Genomic DNA, 21,828 nt, shown 5'->3' on the forward strand with positions numbered 1-21,828 from the left:
GTATATGGACCAACACCTCCACTTGGTGTTAAATTAATTGCTCCTGTTGATGCGCCAAAGCAGGCGATATTTGTTACCACAGTACTTCCAGTAATTGCTGTAGGTTGTGTAACCGTTGCGTTTACAACTCCTGTACAACCATTCGCATCTGTAATGGTTACTGAATAAGAACCTACTGTTAAACCTGTTCTGTCTTCGGTTGTAATCCCACCGTTCCAAAGGAAAGTATAAGGAGCAGTTCCTCCTGTTGGTGTTAAATTAATTGCACCTGTAGAACCGCCATTACAAGCAACATTAGTTACTACAGTTGTTCCTGAAACTGCAGATGCTGGTTGAGTTACTGTAAAATTACGGGTAGCAGTACATCCAGTAGCATCTGTAACTGTAACAGAATATGCACCTGCTGATAAACCGCTTATCATAGAAGCAGACGATCCATTAGACCAAGAATACGTATAAGGTGTAGTGCCTCCAGATGGAGAAACACTTAATACTCCCGTTGCCGCATTATAACACGCAATATTCGTTTGTGAACTCGCTAAAGCAATTGTTCTTACACTAAGTGTTGCTGCAGTAGATGTAACCGATCCCGAAGAATTAGTAACTACGCATTGGTATTGATAGTTATTTAATCCTGAAGCTGCGCCTGTAATAGAAAGCGTAGCTGTAGTAGCACCTGAATAAAATCCCCCATTTGCAACATCACTGAACGAACCTCCTGAATTTGTACTCACCCTCCATTGGTAAGAAGTAGCTCCAGTTGCAGTTGTTGAAAATGTAGTATTACTCAACGCACAAATGATCTTATTGGTTGGCTGGGTAGTAATAACAGGCAGAGTAGCAAGAAATTGACATCCTGAATATTGAACAGTTGCGCCCGTTGCTATAGACCAATTCCCAACATCCATAACTGCTGTTTGAGTACCGGTAGCCGAAGATGGAACTCCTGTACAATTAAATTTCCCATAACCAACCTGTGTTGTAGCACCAGTAGGATAAGGATAAAATGCACTTACACCACCCGTTAAACCTGGAGGCATTAAAGAAGCATTGGGATTAGGATAACTTGCTCCAACATTCCAAGCAGTACTTGTACTACTTGCAGAATAATAAGTATTAAGCCCTGCAATTAATGTCACTCCACTTCCTGAAATATTTCCACTTCCTCCTTGAAAAATAAAAATTTGATCTCCAACTGTAGATAACGTAAGACCATTTATACTGGTGCCACCGTCTGTAACTGTCGCAGTTCCGATTTGTGTGGAAGTTCCATTGGGTTGGTTGAAAGAAAATACTTGAAGTCCCACAACATAAATTTCTGTACCCATTGGTATTGCAGAAGAAACTGTCCAAGTAATACATGATTCTGCAGAACCAGGAACTTGCCATCCTGAACCATTATAACCTCGATCAGAAAAACTAATGACCGTTCCCGCAGAAATATTTTTTAACAAAACAAATGAAAACTTATCTGCAACAGTTGCACTCGATGTTAAAGTAACATCAAAACTTGTAAAGACAATGTCTCCCGGGGCGAGCGTTGTTTGCGCATTCGCCACACTTCCCATCAATAGCATCCACATGGTGAGGATGGTATTCCGTAGTGTTTTAAAATTTGAATAAAAACTTTTCATATCTAATTAATTTTTAGTTTAAAGATTGGCAAACTGACTTCCTTTTTTTAGTCCGAAAGCAAGCAGTTTGTGACCACTCATAAAGCCTTCATCGGTATAAACAATGTCTACCCGAAGTTGAGTTTCATTATTACATTTTACGATTAATCCGTTTTTTTCGTCGACTGAAATAATGGTTCCCGGAACTGAATTTTCTTCCGAAACATTTTCTAACACAGTAGATTCTACTACTCTAATATTCCAGCCATTCCATTGCGTGTATGCACCTTTATTCCACGGGTTACAAGCTCTGGTTAAAGATTCTATTGTTTGTGCATCATTATTTTTCCAAGAAATACAAACATCTTGTGCTGCAGGTCTTTTAAAATATCGAGCCTTAGTTTCATCTTGAACTTTTCCTTTTTTATTTTGTTGAAGAATCAAAAGCGTTTCATTCACAACGTCTGTAGCCAGCCAACCAAGATTTGTACAAAGTGATCCATGAGTCATTTTTACAGAAAGTGGTAAAATTTTACTGTGAATAATTCCTCCCTGATCAATTTTATTTTCAATTGCGTGTACGGTAATTCCGGTTTCTGTGGCATTACTTCTCAGCGCTTGAAAAACAGGATCTGCGCCACGCATTTGAGGCAAAAGACCGTAATGAAAATTGAAGAAACAATCAGGATATTTTTCAATCATATCCGAAGAAATTTTCCAAGGGAAAGTCATGGTAAACACATATTGTGCTTTAGATTTTTCTATAATTTCATCCATCTGATGCGCAAAATTTTCCTTTTTTAAAATAAAAACGGGCACATCTGATTGCGAAGATAAATAGGCACAAAAATCAATAATATCGGTATTTCCTTCAGGAACTCCAATCGCGCCAAGTTTCCCTTGTGCAAGAAGCGCCTGTAACGCCGGAATTGCGATACGATTGTTACATAAAACTGCTATTTTAGATGTATTTATCATGATTCTAGACATGCGTAAGAATTCAACCAAGTATTTGCTGAGGTGCTTTGGATGTATTCAATATTATGTTGTAAATTTTCTCGTTCAGTTTCTGTTACTGTTGCTTCGTAAACATTCTTCAACATACAGTTTCCTGTTTTTTTGTCTTCTGAAACTTGAGCGTAATAGACAGGAGCTTCGGTAAATCTGTTTTCAGGATTCATCCATACTTTTCCTCTCGGAGATGCAATGGTAAGATTATCAAATTTTCTATTTTCAGAACCAATAAAAAGCGCAGCTTCCCAACCTAAAAGAGAGAAAAGATTGGCTTTTCCTTCTTTAATTTTGTTCATGGTTTCTAAAAAAACATTGTTTTCTGAAGTTTGAATATCTTGTGCCCAAGCAACTGCCGAGTTCCAATCGTTTCCGGGATAAGGAATTTTCGATAGCCAAATTTCTTCCGAAGTAAAACTTGTCCCGTACACAAGGAAGTTTTCTGTAATCCCATTATTTTTTCTAAAAAAATCTTCTGCCATATCTCCGCAGAAAGTGGCTAAAACAGCAGTGTCATTAGTTTCCTGAAGGAAATTATATAAAGGTGCTACAGTAAAATCTTCTTTGCGCAAAGCTGTAATGTGATTGTAAACTATAGCCCCTCCTTTCTCTTCCACCGCAGCAGAAAAAACATAAGATGGGCGATACCCTGCATCATAAAATGAACAAGTGAAGGCAAACTTTCTGAAGCCGTCTTCAATGGCTTTTTGGGCAATTACTCTTGTACACAAACACCCTTGAAGCGAAATAAAATAGGCATTAGAAAGCTTTCCTTTAAAATTTGGAAAATGATAACCACTATCTAAAACTAAAAGAACTTTACCTGAAGATTCAAATAAAGAATGTATAAATTGAGCAATTTGCGGATTGATATATCCTATGATAATATTTGCGCCTTCCAGAAGAAACTGTTCACAAATTTCGTAGATTTCTTGTTGTTTGGCGGCAACACCAATTCCTTTTGAAATGATTTCATGACGACCTTCTAATCCCATCGTTTTGAGAGATTCTTTAAAGCCATCCATAATATCAAATGAAAGAGATGGATAAATAACAGATCGTGGTAAGAGTAAAGCTATTTTCATTTTTTTGTAGTAAAGCCTCTAACAAATTTTGCTAGAGGCTTTTTGATTTTAATTAATCTCTGCTTGGGAAAATTCCCATAAGACAAATAATATAATTCAGTCCTAAATAAGGTTGTTGAACACTTATTGGTGCACTTCCTCCGGCTGCACTCAAATTAAATGCTGTGCTTATCGCTTTTAAAGACGTATCCGCTGTTTGATTTGAATACAAACCTTGAAGAGATGCTAAATTGTTATCTGTAGGAACTCCTGTGGAACCACCATCTGAAAATGTGCTAATTGTAGCGGTTTCAGAAATTGGTGTGTGTGTGTGCATTGGCATATTAATTTGCAAGCAGGTATTTGTAGGACTTCCAGACATTTGCCCTAAAGTGTAAGATTGAACTCCCACCGCTGAACCAGTTCCCATTGCCATTCTGCCTGCAAAATTTGGCAAACCAAATGTTGATATTCCATTTCCTCCGTAATTTACTCCTAGAAGAGCGAATAAAGCTTGATTCGTACTGATTGGTAATATTTGACCTTGACATAAAGCCCAATTTTTAGGTGCAAAATCTCCTGCAAATAATCTTATTTCTGATATTGTTCCTTCCATAATTTTGTTCTTTTTTAAATTAAAACTTATACAGATTAAGGTCTAGATGGATAAATTCCTTCAAGACAAATAATATAATTCGTTGCCAAAACAGGCTGTACAATTGTAAAGGCCATCCCTCCTCCTGTATTAGTAAGAGATCCTGTAGCTGCAACTGGACCAATATGCGTATCGGGAGCTTGTGTAGAATAAGCCTCTGTTAATGCTCCAAAAACAGCATCTGCAGCAGAACCAACATCCCCAGAATCTGAGAACGCAGGAAATGAAACCGCTGCTGATGCCATATGCGTATGAGAAGGCATTTGATTGACTGTCATTGTAGAAGTTTCTGTACCTCCAGTTTGTCCTAAAGTTACAACAGGCAAACCTGCACCTTGCCCAGTTCCCACAGGAACACGACCTCGCAAATCAGGAAGCTGAAATGTTTGTTGATTTCCGCCATATATGTCTCCTAAAATTGAATACGCAGCTTCGTAATTCGAAATACTTATCTGGCTTCCATCACAAAAAGCCCATCCCTGTGGTGCAAAAGTTCCGCTGAATAAACGAATTTCTCCTATATATCCTTCCATAATAATTTTGTTTTAGATTAAATTTTGTTAGTAAATAAAAATTAGCCTCTTGGTGGATACATTCCGTACATGCAGATAATGTAATTCATCCCAAGAGAAGGTTGTTCGATGCTAAAAGGCATGCTTCCACCACTTGCCGCAACCGTTAAAGAAACATTTGCAGGTTTCATGGCTGTATCTCCTGCTTCCGAAGTGTACATATTTGCTTTAGCCGCTAAAACATTTCCTCCCGGACTTCCTGTATCTCCGCCGTCTGAAAACGCCGGTACAACGATAGATCCTGAAGCTGAATGCGTATGAGGTGGTAAGTTTAGCGTAGATAACGTTACTGCATTAACACCTGTTTGCTCACCAAGTTCATAAAAAGATAAACCGGGTCCTTGTCCTGCTCCAACTGCAGAACGTCCTTTAAGATTGGGTAATGCAAACGTAGTTTTGCCATCACCTCCATAAGTGGTTCCCAAAATTGAAAATAATGCAGTATTTCTGCTTATAGGTATTAATGATCCATCGCAAAATGCCCAATTTTTAGGAGCAAAATTTGCGGCAAAAAGTCGGATTTCTCCAATTGTTCCGTCCATGATTAATTTTGATTTAAAGTGAAACTTAAAAAAATATAGTTTTTTTTGTGTGTGAATATCGATACCATAACATGATATTTCTGTTGTTTACAGAATATCATATTGATTGTTGCTTTGTACAACAAAACATCTTTAGCTCACATAAGTAAGCTTAAAAAATGAGTAAAATTTTGCTACGAATTTTTAAAAAGAGAATTCTTTTTGGGAGAGTTTTTCATATTAATTAAGTTTAGTTTGGTTTTAGTTTCAGCTTTTATTCAAATATGTAATAATCATAAAAATCATTACGTATTGAATCCTTACAAATATACATTTATTATTAATAATTTTAATATCATAACTTCAAATTAATTTAAATATTAAAATACATCAACGATAAAAACTTGCACAAAGATTTTAGCAACACCATTTAATAAAATCTCACCGTAAACTACTCTTCAAAATTATATTTTTCGGTGATAATTATGTTAAGTATTTATACTGAAATTCTAGGATAGAATACTAATTTACAGAGTTTAAAAGAAAATTTCAGTTTATATCTTAATCGCTAAACCCGTAGTAAAAATCTTATTGAAGAAGAAAGTTTTTATATTTTTCGATTGTTATTATTATACTGGATTTTTTTTTACAACATATATACATTGTGTTTAAATTTTTATTATTCAAAGCATGATGAGTGCACTTTTATTCAAAAATAGACTCAAGAATTTGAAAAAAAAATTACCTTTAGCAAAAAAAACTAATGTTATGACTGTGATAGAAGAGAATGTTCTTTTTGATTACGGAGCAACCACTTCCAATTACATTACAGGAGAAGTAATTTTCTCTGAGAATACCATATGCCAATATTATTACCAAATTGTAAAAGGCACAGTAAAGCTTACAAATTTTTCTGAAAAAGGGAAAGAATTTGTACATGGCTTCCCCTTTTCGGGCCACTGTTTTGGCGAATCTTATCTTTTTACTACAAAAAAATACGCATTCAACGCCATTGCCTATTCTCCATGCGAAATTATTAAACTCCCAAAAGATGCTTTTGCTTTAATGATAGAAAAACATCCAGATCTTTCCGCAAAGGTTAATCATTACACAGCAGATAGACTGCATTTTAGATATATAATTTCTTCTTTGATGATTGTGAGTAATCCTTGCGAGAGACTTATTAAATTATTAGACTATCTTAAAGAATATTTTGGCTTTAAAGAAAAATTCTCTTTTCTGGTTCCTTTTACAAGAGCACAGCTTAGCGCATTAATTGGTCTGCGGGTAGAAACTGTAATTCGTACCCTGAAAAAAATGCACACTAATAACATCGTTAAAATTGAACGATCGAAGATATATTACTAATTTTTTTTGAAATCTGTACCTTCTTCATTCTTTTATAATTCCACAAACAAGTTATTTACAGCCACTACAAATTAGATTTAAAAAATTATTAATAATATATTTTATTGAATGATTCCGTAGAATTATTACAAATATGTTAATTCTTCAGTTTTAGGTAGAAATACTGATTTTTCTAAGCAAATAATTTTATAATTTTGAAGTATAAAACTAAAAACTATGGCTGATTCAAAAAAACTTCACCTTTGCACAATCGTATGATTATGTGAAGGTTTTTTATATTCTACGTTTTCTTAATTGATGAGAAAACAAAACCTCAAACACCAAATTTTACGAAATGATTATCCAAAAAAATCTCAATGTCGACGATTACTATTTCGACGTGTTTATGACCATTTCAGAATCTCTCACAGGGTTTTCTGGAAACGAACTTCAAGCTACTGGTTTAGCTGAAACCTACTACTCTTTTATTCTTGGAAATTTTGATGCCGCAACTTTTGTTGAATTTCTTACGGTTTCAAAAAATATTCTGGAAAATTCTTTCAGCGGAGATCAACTGAAAAACGCTATTGCTTCAGAAATTTTAGCCAATCCCGGACTTTCTGATGTGGCGCAAAAAGTAATTACACTTTGGTATCTCGGAACTTGGGAAGGCGCTTACATCAACGATCTTTCTTACAAAGAAGGTTTGGTTTGGAATGTAATGCATGCGCATCCTCCTGGAGCAAAACAACCCGGCTTCAAATCTTGGAATGTTAAACCTGTAAACAGCAACTCATGAAAGAATCTACCAACAAAAAAGACGTCATCATTGTAGGAACCGGAATTGCGGGATCTTTAATTGCTAAACTTCTCACAGATCATGTTTTTGATTTGAAAAAAGGAAAAATGATTCATCGTGCAGATGCAAAAAAAGGTGATGAAATTAAAGAACTTTCCATTTTGATGTATGAAGCTGGTTTAGAAGCTGGTTTAGAGCTGGATTCGGTTTCTTCAATGACGAATTACAATGAATACATTCGTAAATTTTACATGGAAGAAGCGAAAGTTCCCAACTCTCCTTATCCAGATCTAAAACAAGCGCCATCGCCAAATGTTTTGGATATGCAACCTATTACACCTCCTTTTCCTGATAAAAAAGGATATTTAGTACAGTTTGGACCGATGCCTTTCGCAAGTGATGCCATTCGAGTAGGTGGAGGAACTACTCTACACTGGTTAGGAACGACTCCTAGAATGCTTCCCAACGATTTTCATTTAAAAGAAAAATACGGAAGAGCGATGGATTGGCCAATTACTTATGATGTTCTAAAGCCTTATTACGAAATGGCTGAATTTGAAATTGGTGTTTCCGGAAATGTTTCTAAACAGGAATATCCAATTCAGGAAAGTATGGAAGAATATTATGGCGACTATGTTTTCCCGATGGAAGAAATTCCGCAAAGTTATATGGATCAAAAAATCATTGAAGGACTTGCAGGAACAAGTGTTCAACTGAATTTTCAAAACATTCCTTTAACGCTCGTTCCGTCTCCTCAAGGAAGAAATTCAACTCCAAATCCGAAGTATGGGAATACTAAAATCATTAAGGCAGAATCTTCAGAATCTGGCTATCAATTGGTTTTGGATCATTCAGGAAAAGAAGAATATAAAGCTTTAGGCTCTGTTTGGAATCCTTACATGGGAGAACGTTGCGAGGGAAATGCTTCTTGCGTACCGATTTGTCCGGTTCAGGCAAAATACAACGCTTTAAAAACTTTGAAAAAAGCTTTATATAAAGTAAACGACAATGAGAATCTTTCTCGTCTTTCAAGTATTGAAGTAAAAGCGCAAAGTGTGGTGTATAAGCTTTCTGTAGATCAAAATGATAACAATCGCATTTCTAAAATTCATCTAAGAAAGTACATTTCTCAGGAAAAAACAGATTTTGTGGAAGAATCCATCGATACTTCAGACTCTATTGTAATTCTTGCAGCGAATGCTTTTGAGAATCCTAAAATCCTTTTAAATTCAAAATACACCGTTACAGAAAACGGAAAACAAGTAGTAAAAACCGTTGCGAATAATAGCGATCAAGTAGGAAGAAACTTAATGGATCACATGGTAATGCTTACTTGGGGATTGTTTCCAGAACCAATTTATTCGTATCGCGGACCAGGTTCTACAACCAATATTTCGTCTTTTAGAGATGGAAATTTCCGAAGCGAATTTTCGGCTTGGATTTCTCCGCTTGATAATTGGGGTTGGAGTTGGCCGGCTTTTTCACCTGGTTCAGATCTTTCTGAATTTTTAGGACAAGGTCTTTTTGGAGAAGATTTAAAGGAAGCTTTAGCACAAAGATTAACTAGACAAGTTTTGTTTCATTTTGAAATTGAACAATTACCCAATCCAAATAATAGAGTAACAATTAACGACCAGTATTTGGATGCGCTTGGAATACCAAGGCCTGTGGTGAATTACGAACTTACAGACTATGAAATGAGAGCGATGGAACAAGCGAAATTGGCTTCAGATCAAATGTTTGAAAGATTAGGAATTGAAGATTTTACAAAATACAACGCCACCGATAATAACACTTTCGTGTACAATAATGTTCGCTATTCTTACAATGGAGCGGGACATATTGTAGGAACGCACAGAATGGGTTCTTCGCCGGAAGATTCGGTTACCAACAGTTATTGTAAATCTTGGGATCACTCCAATTTATACATTGTTGGCGCAGGAAATATGACCACTTTGGGAACTTCAAACCCTACTTTGACTTTATCGGCGTTTACGATTCGCTCAGTAGAATCAATTTTAGCTGATTTGGAAACTAAACTTAAAAACTAAAAACATGAGACAAAGACTTATCAATAAAACAGAACCTCAAGAAAATTCTTTATTAAAAAGCGGAAAAGCAATGGCTGGAAACACCGCAGTTGACGATGCGATTTCTCTTCATTCGTTACTATTCGACGGAAATATTGGCAAAGCCGAATGGATGGACAGCGTGAAACATCACAGCAACACCATTGCAAGTTTTTTATTGAATGATCAAATTGAAGCGTTCGATCATTATTTAAAAAATCAATTAAGCGGAGAAATTTTAGAATTTTTACCTGAAGATTTATCTGTAAGAAAAGGTTCAGATTCAAAAAAAGGAGGAATTTCAAGTGTTGATTACCGCCCTGTTTTACAAGATCTTTTGCAGACTGCGATTTTAATTGAGCATTCTACCATTCCACCCTATCTTACAGCATTATATTCCATTAAAGATGGAACGAATGCTTTAGCATCGCAAATTATCAGAAGTGTAGCGGTTGAAGAAATGCTTCACTTGATCATGGTTTGTAATGTTTTGAATGCTATTAATATTCAACCTTCGGTAAACAGACCGCAAAACTATCCTACTTACCCTATGAAACTGCCGATGAATGTTGATTTTTATGTAGGTTTAGAAACATTTTCCACTAACAGTATTGCTACATTTATTGCGATTGAAAGTCCGAGTAGCCCTTTGGTAAAAGCTCCAAAATATTCAGAGCCTGTTATTGAAACGAATCAACTATTTAAAAGTGCTCTAACAGAAGAGAATAACTTTTGGACATTAGCAAATATGAAAGATTTTATCATGACGAATGTTCACACGATTGGCGAATATTACGATGTGGTTTTCTTTTACATTGTTGCTTTTCAAATCGCTGCGTATTACAAAGAACATGGTAAACTTCCACAAACTTTTAAAGAAATAAATACAGGCGGAATTTTCACTGGAAATCCGGCGAAGCAAATTCGTCCAGAACAATATTATGGAAGCGGAGGAAAACTTCACGCTGTCGAAGCTTTAGCAGGTGTAATTGCTGTTTTTCAAGAAATAAAAGGGCAAGGTGAAGGTGCAGATGATTCTATTTTTGATGTAGACCCGTCTCAGTTTGAGGAAGGTGCAGAATTGGCGCATTATTTCAGATTTAAAGAAGTTTTTCATGAGCATTTTTATCTTGGTGGAGATTATAGACCTTTCACCGACGAAAACGGAATGATGCCTGTAACAACGCCTCCTGTTGGAAAGCCTTTGCCTGTAGACTGGAGTGCGGCTTACCCGATGAAACCCAACCCTAAAATGTCCGATTATCAATCCAATCCGGAATTATTTGCACAAGCAAAAGCATTTAACCAAACCTATAAAAGCTTATTGGATGCGATACAAGCCTCTGTAGAAGGCGACGCAAAAGAATTAGAAAAATCGATTATGTATATGTATGCTTTAAAGGAACAAGCCATTGGTTTAATGAGCCAACCCTTGAATGCTACGCAAAATGCAGGTCCTACTTTTGAATATCCTACTAATTAATTTTTATACCTCAATTTAACCACAAAAGCATCTCATTTTAATGCAGATAAAAGTTTTTTGAAACCTAGAACTTTATTTTGTGGTTAGGTTTTTTAGAGAAAAAACAACAACCATCAAAAACGAATATATCATGTTAAAGAAAAAAATCGAAGGCTTAGAAAATGTAAGCTCCTTCTTAAAAACCGCAGCTCCGGCTCAGCAAAAAGGATATCTTGCTACGTTAATGAATGGATATTCTAAGCTTTTAATTGATGATCCAGTAAGACCATTCAGAGAAGATCAACTAGCGGAAATCGCTAATAATGTAGATTATGGCGTTTTAGCAGCTCTTAACGGAACTTGGGTAAGTTATAACGCAAATTATAACAAAAATATCGACAGACCATCTTTGGGAAGTGGTATTCACACAACAATTATGCCTTCTCCGGGAACAGATCAAAATACAATTCCAGGGAAATTTAGCTTTGATACGGAAGAATATATCGAGAAATTAACTTTCGAAATCGTTCCGGGTGGAGTTCGTAATCGTGGTGGCGCAAGCGAGTTGTTTTGCGGTGCTGTAAAGTACGACCAAACTATTAAAAGTGTAAACAAAGTTGAAGGAAATCCAGATTTACAATATGCAGGAATTCACGAAGAAAACGGAATGTACCTTTGGTTGAGCGATGTTTACAACTATGCAGCAACAGATGAAACCATTAAAAGAGATCGTGGAATTCATGCTTTTTCTCAGGAAGATTATGAAAAATACGGTTATAAAGGAGATTATAGAAATGAACCTTTAGTTCAAGTGAAAGACGAAAACGGAAACCCATCGTACATTCTTTTAAGTCAACTCAAGGAAGGGCAAGAATATTACGAGATTATTCCTGCGCAAGAAATTAAACCCGGAGACGGAATTACAGGTCCTTATTTTATTCCAGACTACTCTATTTCTCGTAGTGGCGTCATTCCGCACGGAAGTACGATTACTTTATTGGGAGATATTTCGCCGAGCGGTTCTAGTTATTTAATAAATGGTGCGCCTCAATTTCCTACAGGAAATGCAACTTGGGATCCTCCTCATCTTGCGATTTCACCAACAATGGGAGGTGCAGGTGCAAGTGTGAAAAATCCAATCAATCTGGACGAACCTGCTCCAGCTTGGGTTCACGAAACTTTGACGGATGAAAATGATCCAGGATCTAATAAAATCTACACGCAGAGAATTCTTGCGAATGAATTGTACCCTTACTGCGTAAGACCAGACATGAGATTGCGCGATGCAATTAGCGGTCAGAAAGTAGAAAACTACGTTTTGGTGCAACTTTCATCAAGAAAAGCAACCGGCGCACAAGGTGGAATTCTAAATGTTCCTTTTGTGAACCGTTTTGTACCAACTGTTGAAGTTGAATTTAATCTTTGGATTGAAACGGTAATTGAAGATGGAAAAGAAATTCTTCAGCTTCAATATGAGCAGATTATTTTCTTTGAATTTGATTTTGGAAACGATGGCGGAACAACAAGTTGGCCACACATTCAGGTAAATACTTTGAGAAAAATTGAGGATATTCCTGCAGATCAACGAAAAGTAATTGAAGAGCAATTCTTCAACGCTCCCGCTCCGATGAATGTAAGTTCTGGTTGCCCATATCACAAAGGCTAGTTTTTAAATTTTAGATATTTTTAAGGCTTAGACGTTTTTGTCTAAGCTTTATTTATATTGATAAACTAGAATCTATAAATTTTTGACTGTCTTTTTTTTTGTATACTTTAGCCACCAAGTAAATCTATAACCATTGTAAAAAAAGATTTTCTATCCCCTGTTTAGTAGAAAATTTTAACGCTAAATTAATTATATAAACAAAATTAAAAATGAAGCATATTCAACTTATTGAAACAATTCTTTATGTACAAGATCAAAAAACTAGTACAGATTTTTATACAAAACTTTTTAGACAGATCCCTGATTTGAATGTTCCAGGAATGACAGAATTTCAACTTTCTGAAAGCTGTAAACTTGGTTTGATGCCCAACAATGGTATCGCGAAAATTCTGAGTGATAAAACCCCACATCCTTCTGAAGGAAACGGTATACCAAGATGTGAACTCTATTTTTACGTAGAAAATATTGAAGTAGAATTTGAAAATGCAACGCAAATAGGAGCAAAACTTATTAGCGAAATTAAAGACCGTGATTGGGGTGATAAAGTCTGTTATTTTGCAGACCACGATGGTCATATTATTGCTTTTGCAGAAAAAATTAAGCCCTAAAAAAAGGTTTCATCAACTCTTTAGGAGCAAAACTTATTTTGAGAAATAAATTTCAATTATATTCAATCATGTAAGATTTTATAAAATTGGTTTGAAAAAAAATAAATTTTAATCAAATATCAATATAAATTTATCGATTATCAATAAATTTATATAAATTTGCCGTATAATTAAAACTCAAATTATACGTCATGAAAAAAATTCCGACTGTTTTTCTTCAAGCTGTGGTTATTTTGGTTGCCATTTTAGCACTTTTTATTTTGCTTTATTTCCCTCCAAAGGAAGGAAGAGCGGTTAACTTGAGTACTTGGGAAATTTATAGCGACCCATTTATTCTGTTGATGTACGTCGCTTCGATTCCTTTTTTTGTGGCATTGTTCAATGCTTTTAAATTATTAGGTTTCATAGGGCAAAACAAAGTTTTTTCAATCTCTTCCGTAAAAACATTGAAAAACATAAAAATTTGTGCACTATTATTAGGTGTTTTCATCATAAGTGCGGCGGTTTTTATTAAGTTTAATCATGCAAAAGAAGATGATCCCGCTGGTTTTCTCGGACTTTGTATTGTTACCACTTTCGTATCCATCGTAGTTGCAACAGCTGCAGCCATTTTTGAAAAAGTGCTGCAAAATGCCGTAGAAATTAAATCTGAAAACGACCTAACTGTATAATTATGCCCATTGTAGTAAATCTAGACGTAATGATGGCGAAACGCAAAATTTCGCTGAACGAGCTCTCGGAAAGGGTTGATTTAACTTTATCCAATCTTTCTATCCTAAAAACAGGAAAAGCAAAAGCAATTCGTTTCAGTACTTTGGAAGCAATTTGTAAAGCTTTAGATTGTCAACCAAGTGATATTTTAGAATATGTGGATGATGAGAAAATGGGGAAATAATTGTATGATTTTCAAGAATACAAAACAAAACGCTATTTTCTTCTTTTATCACAACGACTAGAATATTTTTCTTTTTCAATCTATTTTTTTTGTAAGTTCGTTTTACGATAAAGTAATTTGAAGTAAAGTTACTTTCTAGAAGAAAAAGTTTATATTTCCAGAACCTTAAAAAAAATAACGTAAAAATGTTTAAAAATTTCTTTAATAAAAAAAAGGCAATTGTTGAAGATAAAGAGTTTACTAAAGATTTTAATGATGCACTCAAAAGATACTTAGGCGTTCCCGATGGTGAAATTGAATACGAATTTAAAGACAACAAAGGCAATCTAATCCCACCATCTTATGCTTTTGAAGGAACTTATAATGAATGGAAAACAATACAATCTGTGTGGGATAAACGTGGTGTAATTTTTTCTGCTTTAGACGAAGTTTATTTTGATAAGAATCCTAAACATCAAATTATAGAAAGATTTGTTATTGATAGATATCCTCACAAAGCACTTTCATTTGTACAAAAATTTGCAACCGAAGAAGATTTTAACAATTCTGATTTTCTTGCCTCTCTTGCCAAATGTTATTTCTTTTGTACAGATTTAGACAAAAGTATTTCTCTTGCTAAAAAAGCTCTTGAAATTGATGTAAACAACAAAAAAGCAAAAATTGCATTGGCAGATTCGTTGCATCTAAGTGGCTCACATCAAGAAGCACATGAAATTTATGATGAAATTCTAAAAAATAGCAAAATAAAAGATTGGAAATCTGAAAGTATTAATATCTATGAAATTTTAGATTTTAATAGCGATATTTTACCATCTTCTGTTTATGCAGTGGCTTTGCTTTCCGACGACGAAGTAAATGAAGAAACTTGGACCAAAATCTCAGAAGAGTTTTACCATTGTCCGTATTTCAGAAGTCAGCACGCATTTTGGTTGTTAAGAAATGAAGAAAGCATGAAAGGAATGGCAAAATTAATTTCTGCATCTCAAGAATTTCCTTGGTTTAAAGACATTGTTGTGAATGCAAAAAACGGTATTGACCAATTTAGAGAACAAATGGGAAAACAAGACCTTTGGGAAGAAGAACATCATCGCCTATCAAAAATTATGGAAGAAGAAAAATGGTAACTTCCACTACAAATAAATAAACAACCACACAAATAACACATTATTACTTAAACAATTACATGCTAAACTTGATAAAAGTTTAGCATTTTTTACGCAGCACTACTCCATTATTTTTTGTCTAAGTTGCATTTTTTTTGATTTATTTTCCGATACTTTTTGTAAGTTTACTTAAATAGAAGAAAGTAAAGCTTTTAAAAATGCCTAATTTCACAATCGATTTCGGCTATTTAAAATCTAAACTCCTGATTTTTAGGCCGTAAAAATCACTTCCAACAACACACAATGACGAACAAAGAAAATAATCAGCCAATTGTTTACATGGCTATTCAAAAATTAAATTATTTCAAGCCGCTTTCAAATTCTTGGAAGCATTATTTTTCTTGTAATTTTTTTAAAATTCAAACTGCTACAAAAACCTCACACAATTTTCGGTTAAAACCTATAAAAATCGTTGCAATTCCTTAAGTATTACGTTTAAACCTACATTTTATTTATGAAACTAAACAAAAAACACATTTTTATTGGTTTGGGGATTTTGTTTTTTTTGTTACAACCCTTACTTCTTCCTTCCCGCCCAACTTCGTACAATGAACCTCAGTTTATGAACGAATTAGCATTTAATATGGTAGGAAATTGCATCATTATCGTATTCTTTTTTCTGAATTATAAATATTTCATTCCAAAATTATTATTTACGAAGAAATATTTTACTTACAGCATCATTATACTTCTAGGTTTGGTTGCTGTACTTGCGATTCCGTGTTTATTGTTTGATGCGCCAAAACCGCCACTTCATGGCAATCCGAATTTGATGCCGCGCCACGATGAAACTTTTTTTGAAAGATTCAGATTGTTTTTTTCGGATGTAGACCAATTGGTTTTTATGTATTTCGGTACGGTATTTTTTACTGCTTTTTGGTTTGAAAGACTTCAAACGGAACGCATCAGAAACGAGAAACTTCAAGCAGAGCTTTCTCATTTTAAATTGCAGATACATCCACATTTTTTATTCAATACACTCAATAGTATTTATTCTTCTGCCATCAGAAAAGACGATAAAACAGCAGATTCTATTATTGTTTTTTCAGATTTCATTCGTTATTTGCTTCAAGATTCATATCAAAAGGAAGTTTCTTTGGAGAAAGAAATTCAGTACATTTCAAATTATATCGAACTACAAAAAGATAGATTACGAAACAGTGTTGATATTGTTTTTTTAACGCAAGGAAATTTTTCAGAAAGAAATATTGCACCGCTTATTCTATTTACATTTATTGAAAATGCTTTTAAATACGGTGTAAATCCAGAAGAAAATTCAGAAATAAAAATCGAAATATATTTGCTTAACCATGAACTTAAATTATTGGTTTCAAACAATATAGTTTCGATTCAAAATGGTGAATCTTCCAATATCGGAATCAATAATGCGAAAGAAAGGTTGAATCTTTTTTATCCAGGACAGCATGAATTGTATATTTCACAAAAGCAAAATAACTTTTTAGTAGACCTTCAAATTGTATTGCCATGATTACCGCCATTGCTTTAGACGATGACATCGCTTCTCTGGAAATCATTGAAACTTTCTGTTCCAATCTCGATGGAATATGTTTACAAAAAACTTTCCTTAAAACAATAGAAGCAAGAGAATATTTGGAAAAGAACCCTGTAGATTTGTTGTTTTTAGATGTAAATCTTTCCTCAAAAACTGGTTTTGAGTTTTATAAAGGTTTAACGGGAATGGAGCAAATTTCTGTAATTTTCATTACGGCGTTTAAAGATTATGCAGTAGATAGTTATGATGTGGGAGCCGTCGATTTTTTGCTAAAACCATTTAATTTCTCAAGATTTTCATTAGCCGTTGAACGCGTTATTGAAAGAAAAAAACTTCTGCACCAAAACAACGAAGAGCCATTATTCTTTAAGGCAGATTATGGTTTAGTAAAAATAATTTCTAAAGAAATACTTTACATTGAAGGACATGATAACTACGTTAAAATTTTCCTTCATAACCAAAAGCCAATGATGATAAGGATGACGCTAAAAGAAATTTTAGAGAAACTTCCTGCGAAATATTTTTTCAGAATTCACCGTTCTACGATTATTTCTTTGCCTCAAATTACAGCATTTAAAAACAAAACAGCTTACATTAACGAGATTGCCCTTTCTGTAGGGAATACTTACGAAAAAGACTTCGTTGAAAAACTTAAAAAATAAACACTTTTTCACCCCTGAAAAGTATCATTTTACCACAAAAAACTATTTTAAAAGATTAATTAAAATAGTTTTACGTATTAAAATGATAGCAACATGAAGACTCAATTATTTCCTCAAGAGCAACACGTGAAACATGAAAAGTATATTTATTTTTTAGCAACAGTTTCATTGGCAGTTTTATCTGTATTGTTATATAAAAATGCAGATTTTTCGAAATTTTCAAATCCTTTTAACAAAGACAACAATAATGTTGCAGGAGTTACGGCTTCTAAAGATTCTAAAAAGGATGTTTTTACGGTAAGCTCGGTTGTTACAGCAGCTTTAGCTTTTAAAGCAACCTTAACAACTACACAGCAATCTACTTTACAACAAACCTACACAGCAACTTTAGCAAGAAAATGGTCTAATTTACCATGTGGTTCTACTTGTAGAAATGGGGTTAAATTTGGTGATTTAACTACTGAACAACTTACAGCTGCTTTGGCTGTATTACAAGAAGCTACTGGATCTGGAACCAATAATGGCTATGCTGAATTTCTTGCAATTAGAGCAGCTGAAGAAGCTTTACAAGCGACAGCAGGAGGAACTAATTATGATGAAGGAAATTATTGGATATCATTTTTAGGGACACCTTCTACAACTGGAGCTTGGATGTTACAATTTGGCGGTCACCATTTTGCAGCAAATATTGCTTTCAATAATGGTCATGTGATTGGTGCAACGCCATATTTTATGGGTGTAGAACCTACATCTTACACCGTAAACGGAACTGCATATGCACCAATGGAAGACGAAAGAACAGCCTTCAGAAATATGTTAGGTTCACTTTCTTCTACTCAATTTTCAACCGCAAAATTATCTACGACATTCAGTGATTGTTTGATGAGTCCTGGTGAAAGTAACGGAAACACTAACTCAATGCCTTCAACTAAACAAGGTTTGGTTTGCAGTGGACTTTCAACAGCACAAAAAAATTATGTTATCGAAGCGATGAGAACTTATGTTGAAGATTTAGATGCAACAACAGCAGCTTCATTAATGGCACTTTATACAAGTGAATTGGATCAAACTTATATTGCTTTTACAGGGAGTGCAACCGCAGGAAGTGCAAGTACATTTTTGACATCTAACACGAACTACGTTAGAATTGATGGACCACATATTTGGATTGAGTTTGTATGTCAAACAGGTGTAATTTTCCCAAGTCAAATCCATTATCATACAGTTTGGAGAGATCATGTAAGTGATTATGGTGGCGATTTATCTGGTTCTTCTATTGATAATTTAGCTACAAAAGACTTTTCTACAGTTAGCAATAGCACAAAAATCAAAATTCATCCAAACCCAACCACAGATATTCTTACAGTAACTAACGAGGAAGGTTTCAGCAATGGGACAATTGTAATTACAGATATGTCTGGTAAAAGAGTGTTATCTCAAAAAGTATCTTCAGGAACTTCAGAGAATATTAAGGTAAATACTTTAGCTAACGGTACATACCTTATCCAAATTCAAAATAAAGGAATGAATTTCAACTCGAAATTTATCAAGAAGTAAAAACTTTTCAGATTGATAAATGTTGAGGAATAAAGTTTTAAAATTAAAATACAATGAAAAAATTAAAATTATTCGCAATCATCGGTATGATAAGCACGATTTTTATAGTATCGTGCGACCCAGACAAAAGTAGTAGTTCTACAGACGACTCTTCTACAACTTCTACCAATGCAGTAGGAACAACAGGAGTTTCGGCAGTAACGGCAAGTTCGCCTTCATCGTGTACCTCTTTAAGTGGTGTTTCAAAATTAGTTTGCTTGTGTGAGCAATTTAAAGCATCCCTTTCAACAAGTCAGCAATCTACATTATACCAAAGTTATAATTGGTCTAACATTAAAACATGGTCTAATTTACCAGCAGCAATGTCATCAAGATTAGGACTTCGTTTAGGAGATTTGAATTCTACACAAGTTGCTTTAGCAAAAGCTATTGTAAAAGAAATGAGCGGAACTACTTCTAATGAAGGCTATGAAGAAGTACAACAACTTCTTTTGGCTGATGATTATTTGTATGCAAACGGAGGTGGAAGTACGTATGGTTCTGGAAATTACTACATTGCTTTCTTCGGCACACCATCTACAACAGGGAAATTTGAAATTATGTGGACTGGTCACCATAAAACCGTAGCAAATACATACAACAATGGTTCTTTGGTTGCAGCAACACCGCATTTTGCAGCAGTTGAACCAACTACATTTACATCTAGCGGAACTTCGTATTCTCCAATTTCTCAGGAAAAAGATGCTTTCGTGGCGTTTTTAGCAAGTTTAACGAGTACTCAATTGGCAACGGCAAAATCAAGTTCATCTTTTGGAGATTTGGTTTGCGGTCCAACTGCAAACTGGAGCTTTCCTACAACGTATTCAGGTTTAGTGGGAAGTGCTTTGACATCTACTCAACAAACATTGTTGTTGAATGCCATCAAAACGTATGTTAACGACATTGATGATACCAATGCAGCTACGATTTTGTCGACTTATTCTTCAGAATTAAGCAGCACTTATGTATTATACAGTGGAACAACTTCAATGACAACTCAGGGAGATTATTTCAGAATCAATGGCCCTCACGTTTGGATTGAATACAGTGCACAAGGCGGAGTTATTTTAAGCGGAGTTCACTATCACTCGATCTGGAGAGATAAAGTAAATGATTACGCTACAACATATCAATAAAATTGCTTTCATATTCACTAGTTAATATCATTTTTAACATTAAAAAACCCCAAGCATAATAATTATTGTTTGGGGTTTATTTGAAATTTACCTTTTTCCGATTGCTTTTCAAAATCAATTTTAAATAATAAATAACTTAGCTAAAAACAGCTTTATGAAAAAAGTTTTTTCCTTTCTTCTATTCATTCTTCCCTTTTGTGTTTTTGTAGCTCATCCAATGCCGAATACGATGATGTTGTTGGATGTTCATTCCAAAAATATCAATTGTGAATTACAACTTCCTTTAAAAGAAATGCAATTTGCCGTTCCGTATGATGTGACCAAAAAAACCGATAATTTATTGAAAATTCATGAAAATGATTTGAGAAAGTACATTCTTTCTCATTTCAAAATCAAAGGACAATCGGGAAATAATTGGGACATCAAGTTGAATAAACTCGAAGTAAAAACAGATGAACAAGAAGCTACAGGACAATATCAGGAACTGATTGCTTTCATCGCGATTACTCCAAAGGAAAATGACAACATCCGAAAATTTACCATTTATTACGACGGAATTGCTCATCAAGTCATTACGCACAAAATTTTAGTCGCAATTCGTCAAGATTGGGAAAACGGAAAAGTAGAAATTGGAAATACGGAAGTTGGTTCGATTATGGCAAATATTAACACCGCAAAAGTTCCGCCATTTAAAGTCAATCTTACCGAAGGAAGTAATTGGACAGGTTTCAAAAGAATGGTGAATCTAGGAATGGAACACATTTCCGAAGGAACCGACCATTTATTATTTATATTGGTTCTTTTACTTTCCGCACCGTTAATTGCAGAAGGTAGAAAATGGGTGAAAACTGGAGATGCAAAATACAGTTTGATGAGGATTCTGAAAATCGTTACTGCCTTCACAATTGGACATTCAATAACGCTATTAATCGGTTCTTTAGGTTGGTTAAATCCAAATACAAAATGGGTAGAAATTTTGATTGCACTTTCAATTTTGGTGACGGCAATTCACGCCATAAAACCACTTTTCCCGAACAAAGAAATCTATGTAGCTGCCGGTTTTGGATTAATTCATGGATTGGCTTTCGCAACGATACTTTCTAATTTGCATTTAGATTCCGGAAAATTTATTTTAAGTCTTTTAGGCTTCAACATCGGGATTGAATTGATGCAAATCTTCGTAATTATCATCATTATTCCGTGGTTAATTCTTTTGAGTCCGTTCAAAATTTATAAATGGGTAAGAGTTTTAGGCGCGTTACTTGCCGGAATCGCAGCGATTGCATGGATGATGGAAAGATACTCCGGAAAAGCTAATATAATTTCAGCTTTCTTTCAAAAAATCAGACCGGAGAATTGTCTTTATGCCATTTTTGCTTTTGCATGTTTTACGCTTATTTATTCTTTAATGATGAAAAAGAAGGTAAATAATTAAACTAATTTCATAAGAAAAACATCATAAAAAACTCGACTATA

At 34.5% G+C, this 21,828-nt stretch carries 20 protein-coding genes; 14 read left to right on the top strand and 6 right to left on the bottom strand.

Annotation, left to right across the window (positions count from 1 at the left end):
- The 6 genes from AC2A1D_RS16245 to AC2A1D_RS16270 form a co-directional block, all read right to left on the bottom strand.
- Positions 1–1,634, bottom strand: a 1,634-nt coding sequence (locus AC2A1D_RS16245; protein ID WP_484044630.1) for a SprB repeat-containing protein, incomplete at its 3' end; no start/stop codon positions are given.
- A gap of 18 nt (positions 1,635–1,652) precedes the next feature.
- Complete coding sequence (locus tag AC2A1D_RS16250; RefSeq protein ID WP_484044631.1) at positions 1,653–2,591, bottom strand: formyltransferase family protein; 939 nt, start codon at positions 2,589–2,591, stop codon at positions 1,653–1,655.
- On the bottom strand, positions 2,588–3,709 hold the full coding sequence (locus tag AC2A1D_RS16255; protein WP_484044632.1) for an ABC transporter substrate-binding protein: 1,122 nt from the start codon (positions 3,707–3,709) through the stop codon (positions 2,588–2,590). Before AC2A1D_RS16255 ends, AC2A1D_RS16250 begins: the two co-directional genes overlap by 4 nt.
- Before the next feature lie 52 nt (positions 3,710–3,761).
- A complete protein-coding gene (locus AC2A1D_RS16260) occupies positions 3,762–4,304 on the bottom strand; it encodes a phage tail protein (RefSeq protein WP_484044633.1) in 543 nt (180 codons plus the stop codon).
- Between the two features lie 35 nt (positions 4,305–4,339).
- Positions 4,340–4,876 carry a phage tail protein gene (locus AC2A1D_RS16265; protein ID WP_484044634.1) on the bottom strand — a complete coding sequence of 179 codons (537 nt, stop codon included), beginning with the start codon at positions 4,874–4,876 and terminating at the stop codon, positions 4,340–4,342.
- Positions 4,877–4,917: 41 nt separating this feature from the next.
- Positions 4,918–5,457, bottom strand: a complete 540-nt coding sequence (locus AC2A1D_RS16270) for a phage tail protein (RefSeq protein WP_484044635.1) — start codon at positions 5,455–5,457, stop codon at positions 4,918–4,920.
- Between the two features lie 747 nt (positions 5,458–6,204).
- On the opposite strand from AC2A1D_RS16270, the gene AC2A1D_RS16275 reads away from it, so the two are divergent.
- The 14 genes from AC2A1D_RS16275 to AC2A1D_RS16340 all read left to right on the top strand — a co-directional run bounded on the left by AC2A1D_RS16275 (position 6,205) and on the right by AC2A1D_RS16340 (position 21,787).
- On the top strand, positions 6,205–6,804 hold the full coding sequence (locus tag AC2A1D_RS16275; protein ID WP_484044636.1) for a Crp/Fnr family transcriptional regulator: 600 nt from the start codon (positions 6,205–6,207) through the stop codon (positions 6,802–6,804).
- Between the two features lie 334 nt (positions 6,805–7,138).
- On the top strand, positions 7,139–7,582 hold the full coding sequence (locus tag AC2A1D_RS16280; RefSeq protein ID WP_484044637.1) for a hypothetical protein: 444 nt from the start codon (positions 7,139–7,141) through the stop codon (positions 7,580–7,582).
- A complete protein-coding gene (locus tag AC2A1D_RS16285) occupies positions 7,579–9,633 on the top strand; it encodes a GMC oxidoreductase (protein WP_484044638.1) in 2,055 nt (684 codons plus the stop codon). The genes AC2A1D_RS16280 and AC2A1D_RS16285 overlap by 4 nt, the downstream gene beginning before the upstream one ends.
- A 4-nt stretch (positions 9,634–9,637) precedes the next feature.
- A complete protein-coding gene (locus AC2A1D_RS16290) occupies positions 9,638–11,134 on the top strand; it encodes a ferritin-like domain-containing protein (RefSeq protein WP_484044639.1) in 1,497 nt (498 codons plus the stop codon).
- A gap of 130 nt (positions 11,135–11,264) precedes the next feature.
- On the top strand, positions 11,265–12,779 hold the full coding sequence (locus AC2A1D_RS16295) for a peroxidase, FMP-type (protein WP_484044640.1): 1,515 nt from the start codon (positions 11,265–11,267) through the stop codon (positions 12,777–12,779).
- Positions 12,780–12,988: 209 nt separating this feature from the next.
- The gene (locus AC2A1D_RS16300; RefSeq protein ID WP_484044641.1) at positions 12,989–13,387 is read left to right on the top strand and encodes a VOC family protein; all 399 of its coding nucleotides are present in this window, start codon (positions 12,989–12,991) and stop codon (positions 13,385–13,387) included.
- 191 nt (positions 13,388–13,578) lie between these two features.
- Positions 13,579–14,058: a DUF2975 domain-containing protein gene (locus tag AC2A1D_RS16305; protein WP_484044642.1), complete on the top strand. Its 480-nt coding sequence runs from the start codon at positions 13,579–13,581 to the stop codon at positions 14,056–14,058.
- A 2-nt stretch (positions 14,059–14,060) separates the two neighbouring features.
- Entirely contained in the window at positions 14,061–14,282 is a 222-nt protein-coding gene (locus AC2A1D_RS16310; RefSeq protein ID WP_484044643.1) for a helix-turn-helix domain-containing protein, read from the top strand.
- A 185-nt stretch (positions 14,283–14,467) separates the two neighbouring features.
- Positions 14,468–15,406, top strand: a complete 939-nt coding sequence (locus AC2A1D_RS16315; protein ID WP_484044644.1) for a tetratricopeptide repeat protein — start codon at positions 14,468–14,470, stop codon at positions 15,404–15,406.
- Positions 15,407–15,899: 493 nt separating this feature from the next.
- Positions 15,900–16,934: a sensor histidine kinase gene (locus tag AC2A1D_RS16320; protein WP_484044645.1), complete on the top strand. Its 1,035-nt coding sequence runs from the start codon at positions 15,900–15,902 to the stop codon at positions 16,932–16,934.
- Entirely contained in the window at positions 16,931–17,620 is a 690-nt protein-coding gene (locus AC2A1D_RS16325; protein ID WP_484044646.1) for a LytR/AlgR family response regulator transcription factor, read from the top strand. Before AC2A1D_RS16320 ends, AC2A1D_RS16325 begins: the two co-directional genes overlap by 4 nt.
- A 93-nt stretch (positions 17,621–17,713) precedes the next feature.
- Positions 17,714–19,177 (top strand): DUF3500 domain-containing protein, encoded by a 1,464-nt coding sequence (locus AC2A1D_RS16330; RefSeq protein ID WP_484044647.1) that lies wholly within the window; start codon positions 17,714–17,716, stop codon positions 19,175–19,177.
- A gap of 53 nt (positions 19,178–19,230) precedes the next feature.
- On the top strand, positions 19,231–20,352 hold the full coding sequence (locus AC2A1D_RS16335; RefSeq protein ID WP_484044648.1) for a DUF3500 domain-containing protein: 1,122 nt from the start codon (positions 19,231–19,233) through the stop codon (positions 20,350–20,352).
- A gap of 154 nt (positions 20,353–20,506) precedes the next feature.
- Positions 20,507–21,787: a HupE/UreJ family protein gene (locus AC2A1D_RS16340; protein ID WP_484044649.1), complete on the top strand. Its 1,281-nt coding sequence runs from the start codon at positions 20,507–20,509 to the stop codon at positions 21,785–21,787.
- Positions 21,788–21,828 lie beyond the last annotated feature (41 nt).

This window comes from Chryseobacterium sp. HNCC26DJ239 (genome assembly GCF_057180445.1).

Coding starts and splice junctions, on each gene's coding strand:
- AC2A1D_RS16315 (WP_484044644.1), top strand. CDS start 14,468: ATGTTTAAAAATTTCTTTAATAAAAAAAAGGCAATTGTTGAAGATAAA.
- AC2A1D_RS16280 (WP_484044637.1), top strand. CDS start 7,139: ATGATTATCCAAAAAAATCTCAATGTCGACGATTACTATTTCGACGTG.
- AC2A1D_RS16290 (WP_484044639.1), top strand. CDS start 9,638: ATGAGACAAAGACTTATCAATAAAACAGAACCTCAAGAAAATTCTTTA.
- AC2A1D_RS16250 (WP_484044631.1), bottom strand. CDS start 2,591: ATGATAAATACATCTAAAATAGCAGTTTTATGTAACAATCGTATCGCA.
- AC2A1D_RS16275 (WP_484044636.1), top strand. CDS start 6,205: ATGACTGTGATAGAAGAGAATGTTCTTTTTGATTACGGAGCAACCACT.
- AC2A1D_RS16270 (WP_484044635.1), bottom strand. CDS start 5,457: ATGGACGGAACAATTGGAGAAATCCGACTTTTTGCCGCAAATTTTGCT.
- AC2A1D_RS16330 (WP_484044647.1), top strand. CDS start 17,714: ATGAAGACTCAATTATTTCCTCAAGAGCAACACGTGAAACATGAAAAG.
- AC2A1D_RS16325 (WP_484044646.1), top strand. CDS start 16,931: ATGATTACCGCCATTGCTTTAGACGATGACATCGCTTCTCTGGAAATC.
- AC2A1D_RS16310 (WP_484044643.1), top strand. CDS start 14,061: ATGCCCATTGTAGTAAATCTAGACGTAATGATGGCGAAACGCAAAATT.
- AC2A1D_RS16340 (WP_484044649.1), top strand. CDS start 20,507: ATGAAAAAAGTTTTTTCCTTTCTTCTATTCATTCTTCCCTTTTGTGTT.
- AC2A1D_RS16320 (WP_484044645.1), top strand. CDS start 15,900: ATGAAACTAAACAAAAAACACATTTTTATTGGTTTGGGGATTTTGTTT.
- AC2A1D_RS16335 (WP_484044648.1), top strand. CDS start 19,231: ATGAAAAAATTAAAATTATTCGCAATCATCGGTATGATAAGCACGATT.
- AC2A1D_RS16295 (WP_484044640.1), top strand. CDS start 11,265: ATGTTAAAGAAAAAAATCGAAGGCTTAGAAAATGTAAGCTCCTTCTTA.
- AC2A1D_RS16285 (WP_484044638.1), top strand. CDS start 7,579: ATGAAAGAATCTACCAACAAAAAAGACGTCATCATTGTAGGAACCGGA.
- AC2A1D_RS16300 (WP_484044641.1), top strand. CDS start 12,989: ATGAAGCATATTCAACTTATTGAAACAATTCTTTATGTACAAGATCAA.
- AC2A1D_RS16255 (WP_484044632.1), bottom strand. CDS start 3,709: ATGAAAATAGCTTTACTCTTACCACGATCTGTTATTTATCCATCTCTT.
- AC2A1D_RS16265 (WP_484044634.1), bottom strand. CDS start 4,876: ATGGAAGGATATATAGGAGAAATTCGTTTATTCAGCGGAACTTTTGCA.
- AC2A1D_RS16260 (WP_484044633.1), bottom strand. CDS start 4,304: ATGGAAGGAACAATATCAGAAATAAGATTATTTGCAGGAGATTTTGCA.
- AC2A1D_RS16305 (WP_484044642.1), top strand. CDS start 13,579: ATGAAAAAAATTCCGACTGTTTTTCTTCAAGCTGTGGTTATTTTGGTT.